Source organism: uncultured Serinicoccus sp. (genome assembly GCF_947487915.1).
In the GTDB taxonomy this organism is placed as follows: Bacteria; Actinomycetota; Actinomycetes; order Actinomycetales; family Dermatophilaceae; genus Ornithinicoccus.
Genome location: NZ_CANKYH010000011.1, coordinates 34836 through 50855, shown reverse-complemented (window position 1 = coordinate 50855; position 16020 = coordinate 34836). Strand labels below are relative to the sequence as shown.

Genomic DNA, 16020 nt, shown 5'->3' with positions numbered 1-16020 from the left:
GGTGGTAGCCCACAGTGGAGGAGAAGAGCATGTTCGAACGGTTCACCGACCGGGCTCGACGTGTGGTGGTGCTCGCGCAGGAAGAGGCGCGCATGCTCAACCACAACTACATCGGCACCGAGCACCTGCTGCTGGGCCTGATCCACGAGGGTGAGGGCGTAGCCGCCAAGGCGCTGGAGTCGCTGGACATCTCGCTGGACGCCGTGCGCCAGCAGGTGCAGGAGATCATCGGCCAGGGCCAGCAGAGCCCCACCGGCCACATCCCGTTCACGCCCCGCGCCAAGAAGGTCCTGGAGCTCTCGCTCCGCGAGGGGCTGCAGCTGGGGCACAACTACATCGGTACCGAGCACCTGCTGCTCGGCCTCATCCGCGAGGGCGAGGGCGTCGCCGCCCAGGTGCTGGTCAAGCTGGGCGCCGACCTGAACCGGGTCCGTCAGCAGGTCATCACCCTGCTCTCCGGCTACCAGGGCAAGGAGTCCGCCACGGCGGGCGTCGGCGCCGGGAGCCAGCAGGAGGGCCAGCAGTCCGGCTCCCTGGTGCTCGACCAGTTCGGCCGCAACCTCACCCAGGCCGCGCGGGAGGGCAAGCTCGACCCGGTCATCGGCCGGGAGACCGAGATCGAGCGGGTCATGCAGGTCCTCTCCCGCCGGACCAAGAACAACCCGGTCCTCATCGGCGAGCCCGGCGTCGGCAAGACCGCCGTCGTCGAGGGCCTGGCCCAGGACATCGTCCGCGGCGACGTGCCGGAGACGCTCAAGGAGAAGCAGCTCTACACCCTCGACCTCGGCGCGCTGGTCGCGGGCTCGCGCTACCGCGGAGACTTCGAGGAGCGGCTCAAGAAGGTCCTCAAGGAGATCCGCACCCGCGGCGACATCATCCTGTTCATCGACGAGATCCACACCCTCGTCGGGGCGGGTGCCGCCGAGGGAGCCATCGACGCCGCCAGCATCCTCAAGCCCATGCTGGCCCGTGGCGAGCTGCAGACCATCGGCGCCACGACGCTGGACGAGTACCGCAAGCACATCGAGAAGGACGCCGCTCTCGAGCGCCGCTTCCAGCCCATCCAGGTCGCCGAGCCGACGCTCAAGCACGCCATCGAGATCCTCAAGGGGCTGCGCGACCGCTACGAGGCACACCACCGGGTGACCATCACCGACGGCGCCCTCGTGGGGGCCGCCACGATGGCCGACCGCTACATCAACGACCGCTTCCTGCCGGACAAGGCGATCGACCTGATCGACGAGGCCGGGGCGCGGTTGCGGATCCGCCGGATGACCGCGCCGCCGGACCTGCGCGAGTTCGACGACAAGATCGCGCACGCCAAGCGCGAGAAGGAGTCGGCCATCGACGGCCAGGACTTCGAGAAGGCGGCCCGGCTGCGCGACGAGGAGCACAAGCTCACGCAGGCGCGCGCCGAGCGGGAGAAGGAGTGGAAGAACGGTGACATGGACGTCGTCGCCGAGGTCGACGAGGAGCTGGTCGCCGAGGTCCTCGCCGCTGCCACCGGTATCCCGGTCTTCAAGCTGAGCGAGGAGGAGTCCTCGCGCCTGCTCAACATGGAGCAGGAGCTGCACAAGCGGATCATCGGCATGGACGACGCGATCAAGGGCCTGTCCCAGGCGATCCGGCGCACGAGGGCCGGCCTGAAGGACCCGCGTCGTCCCGGTGGCTCGTTCATCTTCGCCGGGCCCACGGGGGTCGGCAAGACCGAGCTGGCCAAGGCGCTGGCCGAGTTCCTCTTCGGTGATGAGGACAGCCTCATCACGCTGGACATGTCGGAGTACTCCGAGAAGCACACCGTCTCGCGGATGTTCGGTTCGCCCCCTGGCTACGTCGGGTATGAAGAGGGTGGCCAGCTCACCGAGAAGGTGCGGCGCAAGCCGTTCTCGGTCGTCCTCTTCGACGAGATCGAGAAGGCCCACCCGGACATCTTCAACAGCCTGCTGCAGATCCTGGAGGACGGTCGTCTGACCGACTCCCAGGGCCGGGTGGTCGACTTCAAGAACACCGTCATCATCATGACGACGAACCTCGGCACCCGCGACATCGCCAAGGGCGTCTCGCTCGGCTTCTCCGCCGGGCCGGACACCCAGAGCTCCTACGAGCGGATGAAGAACAAGGTCACGGACGAGCTCAAGCAGCACTTCCGTCCCGAGTTCCTCAACCGGGTGGACGACACCATCGTCTTCCCGCAGCTCAGCCAGGAGGAGATCGTCGCGATCGTCGACCTGATGATCGCCCGCCTCGACGAGCGGCTCAAGGACAAGGACATGGCCATCGAGCTGACCTCGTCCGCCAAGGAACTGCTCGCCAAGCGCGGCTACGACCCGGTGCTGGGTGCACGGCCGTTGCGCCGGGCGATCCAGCGCGAGGTCGAGGACCAGCTCTCGGAGAAGATCCTCTTCGGCGAGATCGGCACCGGTCAGATCGTGATCGTCGACGTCGAGGACCCCGTGGGCAACGACAAGAACCGCGACAAGGTCTTCACCTTCCGCGGCCAGGAGAAGCCCGCAGAGGTGCCCGACACGGTGCCGGTGGAGGAGCAGGCCGGCTGAGGCGCTCCCGCACGCGACAGAGGGCGGGGAACGGCAGGGATGCCGTTCCCCGCCCTTTGTGCTCCCACAGTCGCCACTCGGCAACGCCTCAGTCACAGCCGTCACGTGGCCTCCGAGACAGCCGTGAGACGTGTGAAAATCGAGAAAACTGCAGGTCAGAGAACTACATGGATGTGATATCCGGCCTGACCTGCGAAAACCCTGAGAGCGTGTGACGAACATCACGAATTACACGCTTGTGGTGCCCCCGAGAAATGCACTCGCCGGGTAGGGGTGGGGGTTGCACGGGCTCGCGCGGGTGGGTTTGATTGCTCCTGGCCCGCCCGCGGGTCGTCCCGAAGCACCCGTCCGGCGACCCGGACACCACGGCCTGTCCCACCACACGTACGGAACATCCATGACCCTGAGCACCCGGCGCCTGTCTCGCACCATGATCGCCGTCACCGCGGCGGCCGCCCCCGTCGTCACTCTCGCTCCGGCCGTGCAGGCCGCGCCCGCGAGCACCCCACAGCTGCCGCAGCAGCCCCTGCTGCCGAACGCACCCACCACCCCGGTGGCCCAGCCCCGGATCCTGCCGACCCCGGCGCCGACGAGCACGGTCACCATGGAGGTGAGCGCCTCCGCGGGCGTCAACGTCCGCAGCGGCCCGTCGACCTCCTACGGCGTCGTCGGCGGTTACGCCCGGGGCAAGCAGCTCACCGGGACCCTGACCTCCAACAACTGGCTGAAGATCGGGGAGAACCGCTTCGTCGCCGCCTGGAACCTCACCCGGGTCGGCTCCGAGGGCGGCGGTGGCGGCGGTGGCACCCAGGAGGTCACGCGCTGGATGGACGCCTCGATCGGCAACATCCGCTCCGGCCCGGGCCTGGGTCACCCGGTCGTCACGACGATGCGCAAGGGCACCAAGGTGCAAGGCACCTGGACCAACAACGGCTGGCTCAAGATCAGCAGCGGCAAGTTCGTCTCCGGCACCATCCTCACCAGCACCGACCCCGGCGGCGGTGGCGGCGGTGGCGGTGGCGGTGGCGGTGCCCAGGAGGTCACCCAGTGGATGGAGGCCTCGATCGGCAACGTCCGCTCCGGTCCGGGTCTGGGCCACTCGGTCGTCACGACGATGCGCAAGGGCACCAAGGTGCAGGGCACCTGGACCAGCAACGGCTGGCTCGAGATCAGCGGCGGCCGGTTCATCTCCGGCACCATCCTCACCGGGACCAACCCCGGTGGGGGCGGTGGCGGTGGCGAGCAGCCGGACCCCTCGCCGAGCGAGGTGACCCGCTGGGTCACCCCCTCCCTCGCCAACGTGCGTTCCGGGCCGTCCACGTCATACTCCGTCGTCGGGAGCAAGGCCCGGGGGACGAAGGTCACCGGCACACTCACGAGCAACGGCTGGCTGAAGATGGCCGGGTCGCAGTACATGGCCTCCTCGGTCCTCACCGCCAGCGACCCCGGTTCCGGCAGTACGCCGGCCCCCGCGCCCGCCCCGGCTCCGGATCCGGCGCCCACCGCCACCCGGCAGCTGATCCTCGACACCGCGGCGAAGTACCTCGGGACGCCCTACAAGTGGGGCGGCAACAGCCCGCAGGAGGGCTTCGACTGCTCCGGGTACACGAAGTACGTCTTCGCCGAGGTGGGTCTGACCCTCCCGCGCACAGCGGCGATGCAACAGGCGGCCACCACCCCGGTGAGCAACCCGCAGCCCGGTGACCTGGTCTTCCACGGCTCCCCGGCCTACCACGTGGGCATCTACGCCGGCGACGGCATGATGTACGACACCGGTCGGCCCGGAGTGCCCACGCAGTACCGCGTGATCTTCAGCGGGGTGTCCGGCTACGGGCGCGTCGACGGGGTCGGCTGAGCGGTCTCGCCGGCCCGGCGGCCGAGGGTCCGTGACGTAGCATTCGCGGTATGCCCTCGGTCGCCCCTGTGCCCTCGCCTGCCCCAGACGTCGCCTTCCGACCGGTCTTCCTCGGCACCGACCCGGGGACCTACGGCCTGGCCCGCGCGCTGCACGAGAGCTACGGCGTCGAGACGACCCTCGTCTCCCGCGGACAGACCGGCGCGATCGCGCACTCGCGCATCCTGCGGCCCGTCGAGGCGGGCCACGACACCGGCCGCGCCCAGCTCCTCGCGACGCTCCTCGCCGAGGGGAGGACCGCCAAGGAGCGCGACCCCGACGTCACGCTCGTGCTGGGCTGCAACTCCGACTCGCACACCGACCTCATCGCGCAGCACGCCGAGGAGCTCTCTGCCTCCTTCGCGTTCCCGCGGATGTCGCCGGAGACGCTGGAACAGATCGCGGACAAGCACCAGTTCGGCCAGATCTGCGAGCGGCTGGGCCTGCCGACCCCCCGCACGACGGTCGTGCACTTCGGCGACGCCGACCAGCCGGGGTGGACCCCGGAGCCGATCGAGATCACCTACCCCGTCGTGGCCAAGCCGGCCAACAGCGCGCACTTCGAGAACCTCAAGTTCCCCGGAGCGCAGAAGGTGTGGTTCCTGCAGAGCCCGCAGGATTGGCAGGAGCTGGTCAAGGTGCTGGTGTCCGGCGGCGTGCGCCAGGACTTCCTCGTCCAGGAGCACATCCCCGGCGACGACACCCACCAGCTCTCCATCGTGGGGTATGTCGACCGCACCGGTCGGCTGACCGCGGTCGCCACCGCGCAGGTCCTGCTGGGCGAGCACGACCCGACCACGATCGGCAACCCGATCGCCATGATCACCACGCCCATGCCCGAGCTCATGGACGCGGCCGAGCGCATCCTCGGCGCGGTCGACTACTGGGGCTTCGCCAACATCGACGCCAAGCGCGACCCGCGGACCGGGACGATCTACTACATGGAGGTCAACCCCCGGATGGGCCGCAACAGCTTCTACGCCACCGCCGCCGGCGCCGACCTCGCCGGGGCGATGGTGGACGACCTGGTGCGGGGGGTCGAGCGCGAGCCGGTCCGTGGCACCCGGGAGGTGCTCTACAGCATCGTCAGCCCCGCCGTCCTGCCCTACTACGTCCGGGACGGCGCCCTGCGACGGCGCGTCCTGCGCGCGGCCCGACGGGGGATCGTCCACCCGTTGCTCTACGAACGCGGCAACTGGCGTCGTCGGGGCTACGTCATGGCCAACCGGCTCAACCACGCCAAGAAGCTCGCGAGGTTCTACCCCCGCCCGTCGGCCACCGGTTTCTGAGGCTCAGTAGAACGTCGCGCCGGCACGGCCCCCGGACACGACCTTGGCCGTGACGCGGTGCCCGACCCGCTGCCACGCGGCATACCGTCGGGGGCGCAGCACGAGGTCGTAGGCGCCGACGAAGTCGGTGACCTCCTTGCTGAAGCTCCGCTTGAACTCGCCGATCCCGAAGTAGGGGTCGGTCGTGTCGTCGACCTTGGTGGAGTGCGGGGTCCCCGCCATGTCGTAGGTGGTGGCGCCCTGCGCCTGCGCCCACTGCATGGCCTCCCACTGCAGGGCGTGGCTGCCGCCGCGCACCGGGCGCTCCCGCACGCTGGCGCCGTCGCGGTAGCACGCGACGTCGCCGACGACGGTGACGAAGGCCCCGGCCACGTCCCGGCCCTCGTGCTGGGCGAGGAAGACGCGCCCGAGACCGGCGTCGCAGAACGTGCGCCACATCGCCACCTGGTACTCGTGGGAGCGCGGGGCGATGCCCTGGTCCTGCACGACCTCCATCCACAGGGCCCACATGCGCTCGTAGGTCGACTCCTCCAAGGGTGCCGCCTCCGTGGCGACACCCTGCTTGAGGCCGCGGCGGATGGTGTTGCGGGTCTTGGACGGCAGGCGCGCCATGAGCTCGTCGGGCGTGCCGGTCACGTCGACGAAGACGGTGGACTTGTTGGTCTGGATCCGTCCGGCGGGCAGCAGTCCCAGGCGCTCCAACGCCTGCAGCGTCTCCGGCGACTCGACCAGCTCGGGCTCGATCTTGACGAGGAAGACCCCCGCGTCGTGGGCAGCGGTGCGCAGGTCGGGGAGCAGCGCGGCCAGACCCTGGACGGACGCCACCCCGGGCCCCTTGGGGAGGTACCAGACCTTCCCGAAACCGGGCGCCCGGCGCTCGTGCACGGTGAGGGGGAAGCCGTCGACGTCGGCATACCTCGGGGTCCATCCGGCCAGGCTCTTGACCTGGGCGAACTCCGGGGTCTGGAACATCGAGGGGCGTCCCGGCGTCTGCAGCAGGCGCGCGCGCCACTGCTCGGCCGACTGATAGGTGTCCCAGCGCAGCGTCATGGCAGGCATCGTATCGACGGGGTCCCCCGCCACCGGTCCGCGACCCGCCCCGACCGGCGTCGGTCAGGTGCCGGGAAGACGGAACCGGGCGCCGGGCAGGGGCTCGACCAGACCCTCGGCGACCAGCGCGTCGAGGCAGCGCTCCCGCTGCCGCGCGGCCTGGGCCTGCTCCTCCGATGCCCCGGGCACCGGCCAGGCGGCCTCCAGCCGGTGGGCGGGGACCGGCCCCGCGGAGTCGCGCAGGACCTGCAGGAGGGTGCCCCGGCACTGCCGGTCCGTCCCGGTCCAGCGCTGGCCGCGACGCGGGGGGCCGGTGGGAGGCGGTGACCCGGCCGCACGCCAGGCGCACAAGTCGGCGAGGGGGCACTCGGTGCACCGGGGTGCGCGGGCCGTGCAGACGAGCGCGCCCAGCTCCATGACCGCCACGCTCCACCTCGCGGCCACCGCGTCGTCCTCGGGCAGCAACCCGGCGGCGAGGGTGGTCTCGGCCCGGGTGAGGGCCGGGGCCGGCAGGGCGAGTCCGCTGACCGAGCGCGCCAGCACCCGCCGCACGTTGGTGTCGACGACGGTCGCCCGCCGCCCGAAGGCGAACGCGGCGACGGCCGCCGCCGTGTAGTCGCCGACCCCCGGCAGGGTGCGCAGGACCGCCTCGTCCGCGGGCACCTCGCCGTCGTGGGCGTCGCGGACGGCGGTCGCGGCGGCGTGCAGGCGCAGGGCGCGGCGCGGGTAGCCCAGCCGGCCCCACTCCCGCACGGCGTCACCCGTCGGCGCGGCCGCCAGCGCCGACGGGGTCGGCCACCTGCTCATCCACCGCTCCCAGACGGGCAGGACCCGCGACACCGGTGTCTGCTGCAGCATGACCTCGGAGACGAGCACCCCCCACGGCGAGCGGTCCGGACCCCGCCAGGGCAGGTCACGCTGGTGGGCGGCATACCAGGGCAGCAGACGGTCGTGCAGGACCTCGGGGGCCGGCACGTCAGGAGTAGCGCTCGAGGATCGAGCTCTCCGCGAGCCTCGACAGCCCCTCGCGCACCGCGCGCGCCCGGGCCTCGCCGACCCCGTCGACCTGCATGAGGTCCTCGAGGCCGGCCGAGAGCAGCTGCTGGAAGGTGCCGAAGTGCACCACCAGCCGGTCGACGATCGCCCCAGGGAGTCGAGGTATGCGGTGCAGCAGCCGGTACCCGGACGGGCTGAGCTGCTGGTGGTCCATGCCGTCGCCCACGACCGTGATGCCCAGGCAGCGGGCGACGGCCGCGAGGTCCAGCAGCTCGGTGCTGTCCAGCGCACCGAGTGCCGCCTGCACCTGGACGGGGTCCCGGCCCGCGTCGGAGGCGCCGATGTAGTCGCGGACCACGAGGCCGCGCTCGCGCTCGACCCCGCCGGTCATCTCCTCCAGCTGGAGGCCAATGAGCCGCCCGTCCACGCCCAGCTCGACGACGTACTGCTCGATCTCGGCGCTGATCCGGCGCACCATCTCCAGCCGCTGCAGCACCGAGGCGAGATCACGCACGGTGACAAGGTCCTCGATCTCGAGCGCGGACAGCGTGCCGGCCACCTCGTCGAGGCGCGAGCGGTAGCGCTCGAGCGTCTGCAGGGCCTGGTTGGCCTGTGCCTGCAGCTGGCTGCGGTCCTCGAGGACGTGGCGGATGTCGCCGACGTAGAGCGCGATGAGCGACATGGACTGGCTCACCGAGATGACGGGGAAGCCGGTCTGCTTGGCCGTGCGCTCGGCGGTGCGGTGCCGGGTGCCGCTCTCGCGGGTCTCGATGGTGCGGTCCGGGGCCAGCTGGGTGGCCGCCCGCACGATGCGGGTGCCGTCCCGGCTCAGCACGATGCCGCCGTCCATCTTGGCCAGCTCCCGCAGCCGGGTGGCGGAGAACTCGACGTCGAGCTCGAAGCCACCGGTGCTGATGAAGTCGACCGTGCGGTCGCTCCCCAGGACGATGAGCGCCCCCGTCCGACCGCGCAGGATGCGCTCCAACCCGTCCCGCAGGTCGGTGCCCGGTGCGACCGCGCCCAGGGTGGCGCGCAGCAGAGCCTCGTCGTTGCGCTCAGGCATGCCCACCTCCCTCCTGTAGCGCAGCCGGCGGTGCTCGCGTGCCGGTGGGGCACTGAGCCGATCCTAGGCCGCCGCGCGGCTCGCTCCGCCGAGCCGGTCAGACCGTTATGGATTCTTGATCAGGGACCCGGTGAGACCGTCGCGGTCGCGCTGGTGCTCGCCTGCGCCGCCGCGAGCACCAGCGCGACCGCGTCACTCAGCGTCGCGACCTCGTGCACGCGCATGCCCGCGGGCGGACGACCCTCGGTGAGCGAGCCCACCGGGATGACCGCCTCGGTGAAGCCGATCCGGGAGGCCTCGGCCAACCGGCGCGGCGCACCCGTCACCGGGCGCAGGTCGCCGGACAGGCCCACCTCGCCCACCGCGATCGTGCTGACCGGCAGCGCCAGATCGGCCTTGGCGCTGGTGAGGGCCAGGGCCAGGGCCAGGTCTGCGGCCGGCTCGGAGAGGCGCACCCCGCCGACGGTCGCGGCGTAGCAGTCGTCCTTGGCCAGGGGCACCCCGCCACGCTGCCCCAGCACGGCGAGGACCATCGCCAACCGGGCTGGGTCCAGCCCGCTCGTCGTCCGCCGGGCCGACCCGGCGACCGCCTCGCTGACCAGGGCCTGCACCTCCGCGACGAGCGGCCGCCTGCCCTCGAGGGTCACCGTCACGCAGGTGCCGGGCACCGGGCGGTCGCGGCTGGACAGGAAGAGGTTGCTGGGGTCCGCGAGGCCCGAGATGCCGGAGTCGCCGAGGTCGAAGCAGCCCACCTCGTCGGTGGGGCCGAACCGGTTCTTGACCGCGCGGACGATGCGCAGCCGGCTGTGCCGCTCGCCCTCGAAGGCCACGACGACGTCCACGAGGTGCTCCAGGACCCGGGGTCCGGCGATGCCGCCGTCCTTGGTGACGTGCCCGATGAGGACGGCGGCGGTGCCGCGGGTCTTGGCCGCCTGGATGAGGGCCGAGGCGACCTCGCGCACCTGCCCGACGTTGCCGGGCGCCCCCTCGACCTCGGCACTCGCCACCGTCTGCACCGAGTCGACGACGAGCAGGTCGGGGTCGGTCTGCTCGAGCTGACCGAGGATCGTCGCGAGGTCGGTCTCCGAGGCGAGGTACAAGGTGTCGGCCACGGCACCGATGCGTTCGGCCCGCAGCTTGACCTGGGCGGCGGACTCCTCCCCGGAGACGTAGAGCACCGACCGGCCCTCACGGGCCGCACGGGCGGCGACGTCCAGCGCGAGGGTCGACTTGCCGATGCCGGGCTCGCCCGCCATGAGCACGACCGCGCCCGGCACGATCCCACCCCCCAGCACGCGGTCGAACTCGCCGACCCCGGTCGGGCGCGCCTGCGCGGCGTCGGCGTCCACCGTCGCGATGGGCACGGCCGGCCGGGAGGGGCGCACCGCGCTGGTGCGGACCGTGGCGGCCCCACCGCTCTCGGACACGGTGCCCCACGCCTGGCACTGCGGGCACCGCCCCGCCCACTTCACGCCCTGCCAGCCGCACTCCGTGCAGCGGTATGCCGTCCTGTTCGCCTTGGCCACGCCCCCAGGGTAGGCGTCGGTCCCGACAGTCCCGCCGAGACGGGACGCGGCCCGACGGCGGGTCCGGCCGACGGTCTGCCGCACGCCTGTGGGCAGGTACCCGGCTGGGTGCGGCATCATGGCCCGCATGCGCCTGGGAGTCATCGACGTCGGATCGAGCACGGTCCACCTGCTGGTCGTGGACGCCCATCCCGGCGGCCACCCGACGCGGCCCTCCCTGGACGGGCTCGGCCGGTGACCCCCCGCATCCCCGTCCACCTGTCGACGTCCTCGGTCTACCCCGAGAACGCCGCCTACGCCTTCGACCTGGCCGAACGGCTCGGCTACGACGGGGTCGAGATCATGGTCTGGACCGACCCGGTGACGCAGGAGGCCGGCGCGCTCAGCGCCCTGGCCGCCCTGCACCAGCTGCAGATCGGCGCGATCCACGCGCCGACCCTGCTGCTCGCGCAGCGGCTGTGGGGCTGGGAGCCCTGGGGCAAGATCGAGCGCGCGCTGGACCTCGCCCACGACGTGCGGGCGCAGTGCGTGGTCGTGCACCCGCCGTTCCGCTGGCAGCGCGGGTATGCCGAGGGCTTCGTCGAGGGGGTGGCGCAGCGGCAGGAGCGCTGGGGCATCCCCATCGCGGTCGAGAACATGTTCCCCTGGCGTACCGGAGGCTCGGCCATGCAGGCCTACCTCCCCGGACCCGACCCCCGCGACTACCCCTACAGCGACGTGACCTTCGACATCAGCCACGCCGCCACCGCCGGGGAGGACGCCCTCGACATGGTGCGCGACCTGGGCGACCGGGTGCGGCACGTGCACCTGGGGGACTCCTTCGGCTCCTTCCGCGACGAGCACCTCGTCCCCGGACGTGGTGACCAGCGCTGCCGCGAGGTGCTGGAACACCTCGTCGCCACCAGCTTCCCGGGGGTGGTGAGCCTGGAGGTCGGGACGCGCACCATGAAGACCGCCGAGCGCGAGGCCGCGTTGGCCGAGTCGCTGGCCTTCGCCCGCGAGCACCTCGGACAGCACGACCTCCCGGGCGCCCGGGGGGTCTGACCGGCCGTGGGTGCCGAGGCCAGACGGGGCCCGCGGCGGGGCGAGGACACCCGGGCGGCGATCCTGGAGGCCGCCCGGGGCGAGTTCGCCCGGACCGGGTATGCCGCGACCAGCCTGCGAGGTGTCGCCCGGGCGGCCGGGGTGGACCCGGCGCTGGTGCACCACTACTTCGAGGGCAAGGACGACCTCTTCGCGCAGTCGGTGGTGCTGGTCTCGCTGCCCGGGCCTCCGGCGTCGCTGGCGTCGCAGGTGATGGAGGGGTCGCGCGAGGAGGTGGGGCTGCGGGCGGTACGGACCTTCCTGGGGGTGTGGGAGGCCCGCAGGTCGAGCTTCGAGGCGCTGCTGCGCAGCATCGTCACCAGCGAGGAGGTGGCGCGGGCGGTGCGCGAGTTCCTCACCCAGGAGATCTTCGGGCGGGTGGTCTCGGGGCTCGAGCCGGGGCTGGAGGAGCAGGAGCGCGACCTGCGGGCCGGTCTCGCCGCCGCCGCCGCGATGGGCCTGGCGATGGGGCGCTACGTGGTGCGGCTGCCGGGGGTCGCGGACGCGGACCCGGAGACTCTCGTGCAGCGCGTGGGGCCGGTGCTCCAGGGTTACCTGCTGCCCCGCTGAGACCGATCCCGGCGCGACGGCCCTTGCCGGGCCGCACCGCGCAGGAGTAGTTTCATCAGATGATGAAATATGCTGTGCGGACCGACGGGCTGAGCGTCCGTCGCGGACGGCACGACGTCCTCCGGGACATCGACCTCGCCGTCCCGGTCGGGCAGGTGGTCGGTCTGCTGGGGCCCAGCGGCGGAGGCAAGTCCACCCTGATGCGCTCCGTCGTCGGGGTGCAGGAGCGGGTCTCGGGGACGGTCGAGGTGCTCGGGGAACCGGCCGGCTCGGCGGTGCTGCGCCGCCGGGTCGGCTACGTCACCCAGAGCCCGAGCATCTACCGGGACCTCACCGTCGGCCAGAACCTGCGCTACTTCGCGACCCTCGTCGGCGCGGACGGAGATCGGGTCGTGCAGGTCCTCGGGCAGGTCGACCTGGACGCGCAGGTCGACCGACGGGTGGCCGACCTCTCCGGCGGCCAGGCCTCCCGGGTCTCGCTCGCGGCCGCCCTCGTGGGCAGCCCCGACCTGCTCGTCCTCGACGAGCCCACCGTGGGCCTGGACCCGGTGCTGCGCCGCAGCCTGTGGCGGCTCTTCGCCGCGCTCGCCGCGTCCGGCACCACGGTGCTCGTCAGCAGCCACGTCATGGACGAGGCCGCCCGGTGCGACCGGCTGGTGCTGCTGCGCGAGGGGCGCATCCTCGCCGACGACACCCTCCCGGCCCTGCTCGACCGGACCGGGGCCGACGACGCCGAGGGGGCCTTCCTCCGCCTGGTCGACGACGCGACGGCCGCCCGGACCGGCTCGTCGGCGCCCGGGACCGCACCCCACCGGAGGCATCGATGAACCCCACCCGTACCGCCGCGACCGCCGGACGCGTGCTGGCCCAGCTGCGCGCCGACCGGCGCACCCTGGCGCTCATGCTCGTGGTCCCCTGCGTCCTGCTGGGGCTGCTCGCGTGGATGAGCCAGGACGCCCCGCTCTTCGACCGCTCGGGGGCCCAGCTGCTCGGGCTCTTCCCGCTCGTCGTGATGTTCGTCGTGACCAGCGTGACGACCTTGGGCGAGCGGACCTCCGGCACGCTGGAACGGCTGCTGTCCACCCCGCTGGGCAGGACCGACTTCCTGGGCGGGTACGCCCTGGCCTTCGGCGCCATGGCGGTCCTGCAGGCGCTGGTGGCCACCGGGTTCGCGGTCTGGGTGTGCGGCCTGGAGGTGCAGGGACCGGTGGGCTGGCTGGTGGTCGTCGCCGTCGCGAGCGGGCTGCTGGGCACCGCCCTGGGCCTGCTCGCCAGCGCGTTCGCCCGCACCGAGTTCCAGGCGGTCCAGTTCATGCCCGCCTTCGTCCTGCCGCAGCTGCTGCTCTGCGGCCTGTTCGTGCCGCGGGACCAGATGCCGCGCGCGCTCGAGCTCCTCTCGGCCGCCGTCCCCCTGTCCTACGCCGTCGACGCCCTGGGCGCGGTGGCCACCACCGTCGCGCCGGCCGCCGAGCTGAGCCCCGATCTGGCGGTGCTCGCCGCCTTCTTCGCGGGCTCGCTCGCGCTCGCCTCGCTCACCCTGCGACGGCGCACCCCGTGAGGCGTAGCCTGTGGCCATGGAGCTCGCCGACCTCAATCCTTCCGCCCTGATGCGCCAGACGCTGCTGGGCGTCAGCCGCAACACGACCCTGCGCCAGGTGATCGAGCAGGCTCCGGTGAGCCGGGACGTCGTCAAGCGGTTCGTCGCCGGTGACAGCACCCCCGACGCCGTGCGCGTGACGGGCGAGCTCGTCGACACGCACCGGCAGGTGACCATCGACTACCTCGGCGAGGACACGACCGACCCGGCGCAGGCCGAGGCCACGCGGGACGCCTATCTCAGGCTGATCGCGGCCCTGTCCGAGGCGGGCCTGACCCAGGGCGGCGCGGCAGAGGTCAGCCTCAAGCTCTCGGCCCTCGGCCAGTTCCTGGGCCGCGACGGCCATGCCATCGCGCTGGACAACGCCCGGGCCATCTGCCAGGCGGCGGCCAACGCCGGCACCACGGTCACCCTCGACATGGAGGACCACACCACCACCGACCCGACGCTGTCCGCCCTCGCCGAGCTGCGCCAGGACTGGCCGTGGGTGGGTGTCGCGCTGCAGGCATACCTGCACCGCACCGAGCAGGACTGCCGCGACCTCGCCCACGAGGGATCGCGCATCCGGCTGTGCAAGGGCGCGTACAAGCAGCCGGAGTCGGTCGCCTTCCAGGACAAGGACGACGTCGACAAAGCCTACGTCCGATGCCTCAAGATCCTCGTCGAGGGTCAGGGGTACCCGATGATCGCCACGCACGACCCCCGCCTGGTCGAGATCGCCTCGGTGCTCGCCGCCAAGGCCCAGCGCGACGCCGACAGCTACGAGTTCCAGATGCTGCTGGGCATCCGCCCGGACGAGCAGCTGCGGCTGGCCGGTGCCGGGTCCCGCATGCGGGTGTACCTGCCCTACGGCGAGGACTGGTACGGCTACCTCGTGCGCCGGATGGCCGAGCGCCCGGCCAACCTGACCTTCTTCCTGCGCAGCCTCGCGACCAAGGGCTGACCGCGGTGCCGATCGCTCTCCTCGGGGCTGGCGTGATGGGCAGCACGCTCGCCGCGGCGCTCATCCGCTCCGGTCACGACCCTGCCGACCTCGTCCTCAGCGACCGCGTCACCGCCCGAGCCGAGCAGGTCGCGGCCCAGCACGGCACCCGGCACGACACGCCGGCGGCCGCGGCGGCGGCCGCCGACGTCGTGGTGCTGGCGGTCAAGCCGCAGGACATGGCCGCCCTGGTCGCCGAGATCCGTGACCAGGTGCGCCCCGAGGCCCTCGTGGTGTCCATCGCCGCGGGCATCACCACCGACTTCCTCGAGCGCCGCCTGCCGGAGGGCACCTCGGTGGTGCGTGTCATGCCCAACACCCCGGCGCTGGTCGACCAGGGCATGTCGGCCATGAGCCCGGGCCGGCACTGCACGCCGGAGCAGGTGGAGCGGGCGCGCGCCCTGATGGAGCACGTCGGCCGGGTCGTCGTGCTCGACGAGGGGCACCAGGACGCGGTGACGGCGATCAGCGGCAGCGGACCCTCCTACATCTTCTACGTGGTGGAGGCGATGATCGAGGCGGGGGTGCTGCTCGGGCTCCCGCGCGACACGTCCACCGAGCTCGTCGTGCAGACGTTGTATGGTGCGGCCACGATGATCCGGGAGACCGGGACCCACCCGACGGTGCTGCGGGAACAGGTCTCCAGTCCGGGCGGCACCAGTGTCGCCGCCCTACGGGCGCTGGAGGATCACAAGGTCAGGGCCGCCTTCCTGACCGCCATGGAGGCGGCCGCGAGGAGGTCGCACGAGCTGTCGCCGCGCGAGGAATGAGCCTCGGTGCCGTGTCACCGAGTGTTCACCCGTGACGGCGGGGCCCGGGCGGCGCGTGTGAAAGAGTAGGCAGCTATGAGCGAGATTCACGTACGCGTGCTGGGCCCTGATGAGTGGGCGTCGTACAAGGACGTCAGGCTGCGTGCCCTGCGTGAGTCCCCGGAGGCCTTCGTCGCCTCGGCGGAGGAGGAGGAGGCCTTCCCCGACTCCCGCTGGCAGGAGCGCATGGAGCGCTCGCGCCGGGTCCTGGCCCACGACGGTGACGAGGTCGTCGGCGTCGTCAGCGTCGGCACCGGGCACCGGACCAACATCCCGGGGGCCGGGGAGCTGTTCGGTCTGTGGGTGGCACCGGCCCGCCGGGGTAGCGGCGTGGCCCGACGCCTGCTCGAGAAGGCCGCCAAGGTGGGGCGCGAGATCGGTCTGCGCCAGCTCGTCTACTGGGTGGGGACCGACAACGGGCGCGCCGTCGCCTTCGCGTCGAGCTTCGGCTTCCGGCCGACGGACGACCGGCGCCCCATGCGCATCCGCGGGGTGGACGAGGAGGACGCCGAGTCCGAGGAGATGATGATGGTCTACCCGCTCGGTGACGCCGCCGGGGTGCCCACCTCGCTCTGACCCGCGGTCCGCGTGGTCTAGCGTGTGCCC

Annotated in this window: 14 protein-coding genes; 10 read left to right on the top strand and 4 right to left on the bottom strand. The window is 72.2% G+C overall.

Annotated features, from left to right (window positions below; translation table 11 throughout):
- The first annotated feature begins 29 nt into the window (after positions 1-29).
- The 3 genes from Q0795_RS14955 to Q0795_RS14945 all read left to right on the top strand — a co-directional run bounded on the left by Q0795_RS14955 (position 30) and on the right by Q0795_RS14945 (position 5738).
- Positions 30-2555: an ATP-dependent Clp protease ATP-binding subunit gene (locus Q0795_RS14955; protein WP_298890952.1), complete on the top strand. Its 2526-nt coding sequence runs from the start codon at positions 30-32 to the stop codon at positions 2553-2555.
- A 397-nt stretch (positions 2556-2952) separates the two neighbouring features.
- Positions 2953-4410 (top strand): SH3 domain-containing protein, encoded by a 1458-nt coding sequence (locus Q0795_RS14950; protein WP_298890950.1) that lies wholly within the window; start codon positions 2953-2955, stop codon positions 4408-4410.
- Positions 4411-4460: 50 nt separating this feature from the next.
- Positions 4461-5738 carry a hypothetical protein gene (locus Q0795_RS14945; RefSeq protein ID WP_298890948.1) on the top strand — a complete coding sequence of 426 codons (1278 nt, stop codon included), beginning with the start codon at positions 4461-4463 and terminating at the stop codon, positions 5736-5738.
- Between the two features lie 3 nt (positions 5739-5741).
- Here the strand turns inward: Q0795_RS14945 and Q0795_RS14940 are convergent, their stop codons facing one another.
- The 4 genes from Q0795_RS14940 to radA form a co-directional block, all read right to left on the bottom strand.
- On the bottom strand, positions 5742-6788 hold the full coding sequence (locus Q0795_RS14940) for a peptidoglycan bridge formation glycyltransferase FemA/FemB family protein (RefSeq protein ID WP_298890946.1): 1047 nt from the start codon (positions 6786-6788) through the stop codon (positions 5742-5744).
- A 63-nt stretch (positions 6789-6851) separates the two neighbouring features.
- Positions 6852-7763, bottom strand: coding sequence for an A/G-specific adenine glycosylase (locus tag Q0795_RS14935; protein ID WP_298890944.1), 912 nt, complete (start codon positions 7761-7763; stop codon positions 6852-6854).
- A 1-nt stretch (position 7764) separates the two neighbouring features.
- A complete protein-coding gene (gene disA / locus Q0795_RS14930) occupies positions 7765-8847 on the bottom strand; it encodes a DNA integrity scanning diadenylate cyclase DisA (protein ID WP_298890942.1) in 1083 nt (360 codons plus the stop codon).
- Positions 8848-8966: 119 nt separating this feature from the next.
- Positions 8967-10373, bottom strand: a complete 1407-nt coding sequence (gene radA / locus Q0795_RS14925) for a DNA repair protein RadA (RefSeq protein ID WP_298890939.1) — start codon at positions 10371-10373, stop codon at positions 8967-8969.
- A 234-nt stretch (positions 10374-10607) separates the two neighbouring features.
- Between radA and Q0795_RS14920 the strand changes: the two genes are divergently transcribed.
- From Q0795_RS14920 to Q0795_RS14890, 7 genes are all read left to right on the top strand, one after another.
- On the top strand, positions 10608-11417 hold the full coding sequence (locus Q0795_RS14920; protein ID WP_298890937.1) for a sugar phosphate isomerase/epimerase: 810 nt from the start codon (positions 10608-10610) through the stop codon (positions 11415-11417).
- A gap of 6 nt (positions 11418-11423) precedes the next feature.
- Positions 11424-12026, top strand: coding sequence for a TetR family transcriptional regulator (locus Q0795_RS14915; protein ID WP_298890935.1), 603 nt, complete (start codon positions 11424-11426; stop codon positions 12024-12026).
- Between the two features lie 59 nt (positions 12027-12085).
- Positions 12086-12853 (top strand): ABC transporter ATP-binding protein, encoded by a 768-nt coding sequence (locus Q0795_RS14910; protein ID WP_298890933.1) that lies wholly within the window; start codon positions 12086-12088, stop codon positions 12851-12853.
- On the top strand, positions 12850-13584 hold the full coding sequence (locus Q0795_RS14905; protein ID WP_298890931.1) for an ABC transporter permease: 735 nt from the start codon (positions 12850-12852) through the stop codon (positions 13582-13584). The genes Q0795_RS14910 and Q0795_RS14905 overlap by 4 nt, the downstream gene beginning before the upstream one ends.
- A gap of 16 nt (positions 13585-13600) precedes the next feature.
- Positions 13601-14566: a proline dehydrogenase family protein gene (locus Q0795_RS14900; protein WP_298890928.1), complete on the top strand. Its 966-nt coding sequence runs from the start codon at positions 13601-13603 to the stop codon at positions 14564-14566.
- 5 nt (positions 14567-14571) lie between these two features.
- The gene (gene proC / locus Q0795_RS14895; protein ID WP_298890926.1) at positions 14572-15375 is read left to right on the top strand and encodes a pyrroline-5-carboxylate reductase; all 804 of its coding nucleotides are present in this window, start codon (positions 14572-14574) and stop codon (positions 15373-15375) included.
- A 75-nt stretch (positions 15376-15450) separates the two neighbouring features.
- Complete coding sequence (locus Q0795_RS14890; protein WP_298749020.1) at positions 15451-15990, top strand: N-acetyltransferase; 540 nt, start codon at positions 15451-15453, stop codon at positions 15988-15990.
- The last annotated feature ends 30 nt before the right edge of the window (positions 15991-16020 follow it).

Coding starts and splice junctions, on each gene's coding strand:
- Q0795_RS14955 (WP_298890952.1), top strand. CDS start 30: ATGTTCGAACGGTTCACCGACCGGGCTCGACGTGTGGTGGTGCTCGCG.
- Q0795_RS14950 (WP_298890950.1), top strand. CDS start 2,953: ATGACCCTGAGCACCCGGCGCCTGTCTCGCACCATGATCGCCGTCACC.
- Q0795_RS14945 (WP_298890948.1), top strand. CDS start 4,461: ATGCCCTCGGTCGCCCCTGTGCCCTCGCCTGCCCCAGACGTCGCCTTC.
- Q0795_RS14940 (WP_298890946.1), bottom strand. CDS start 6,788: ATGACGCTGCGCTGGGACACCTATCAGTCGGCCGAGCAGTGGCGCGCG.
- disA (WP_298890942.1), bottom strand. CDS start 8,847: ATGCCTGAGCGCAACGACGAGGCTCTGCTGCGCGCCACCCTGGGCGCG.
- Q0795_RS14910 (WP_298890933.1), top strand. CDS start 12,086: ATGATGAAATATGCTGTGCGGACCGACGGGCTGAGCGTCCGTCGCGGA.
- Q0795_RS14905 (WP_298890931.1), top strand. CDS start 12,850: ATGAACCCCACCCGTACCGCCGCGACCGCCGGACGCGTGCTGGCCCAG.
- Q0795_RS14900 (WP_298890928.1), top strand. CDS start 13,601: ATGGAGCTCGCCGACCTCAATCCTTCCGCCCTGATGCGCCAGACGCTG.
- Q0795_RS14890 (WP_298749020.1), top strand. CDS start 15,451: ATGAGCGAGATTCACGTACGCGTGCTGGGCCCTGATGAGTGGGCGTCG.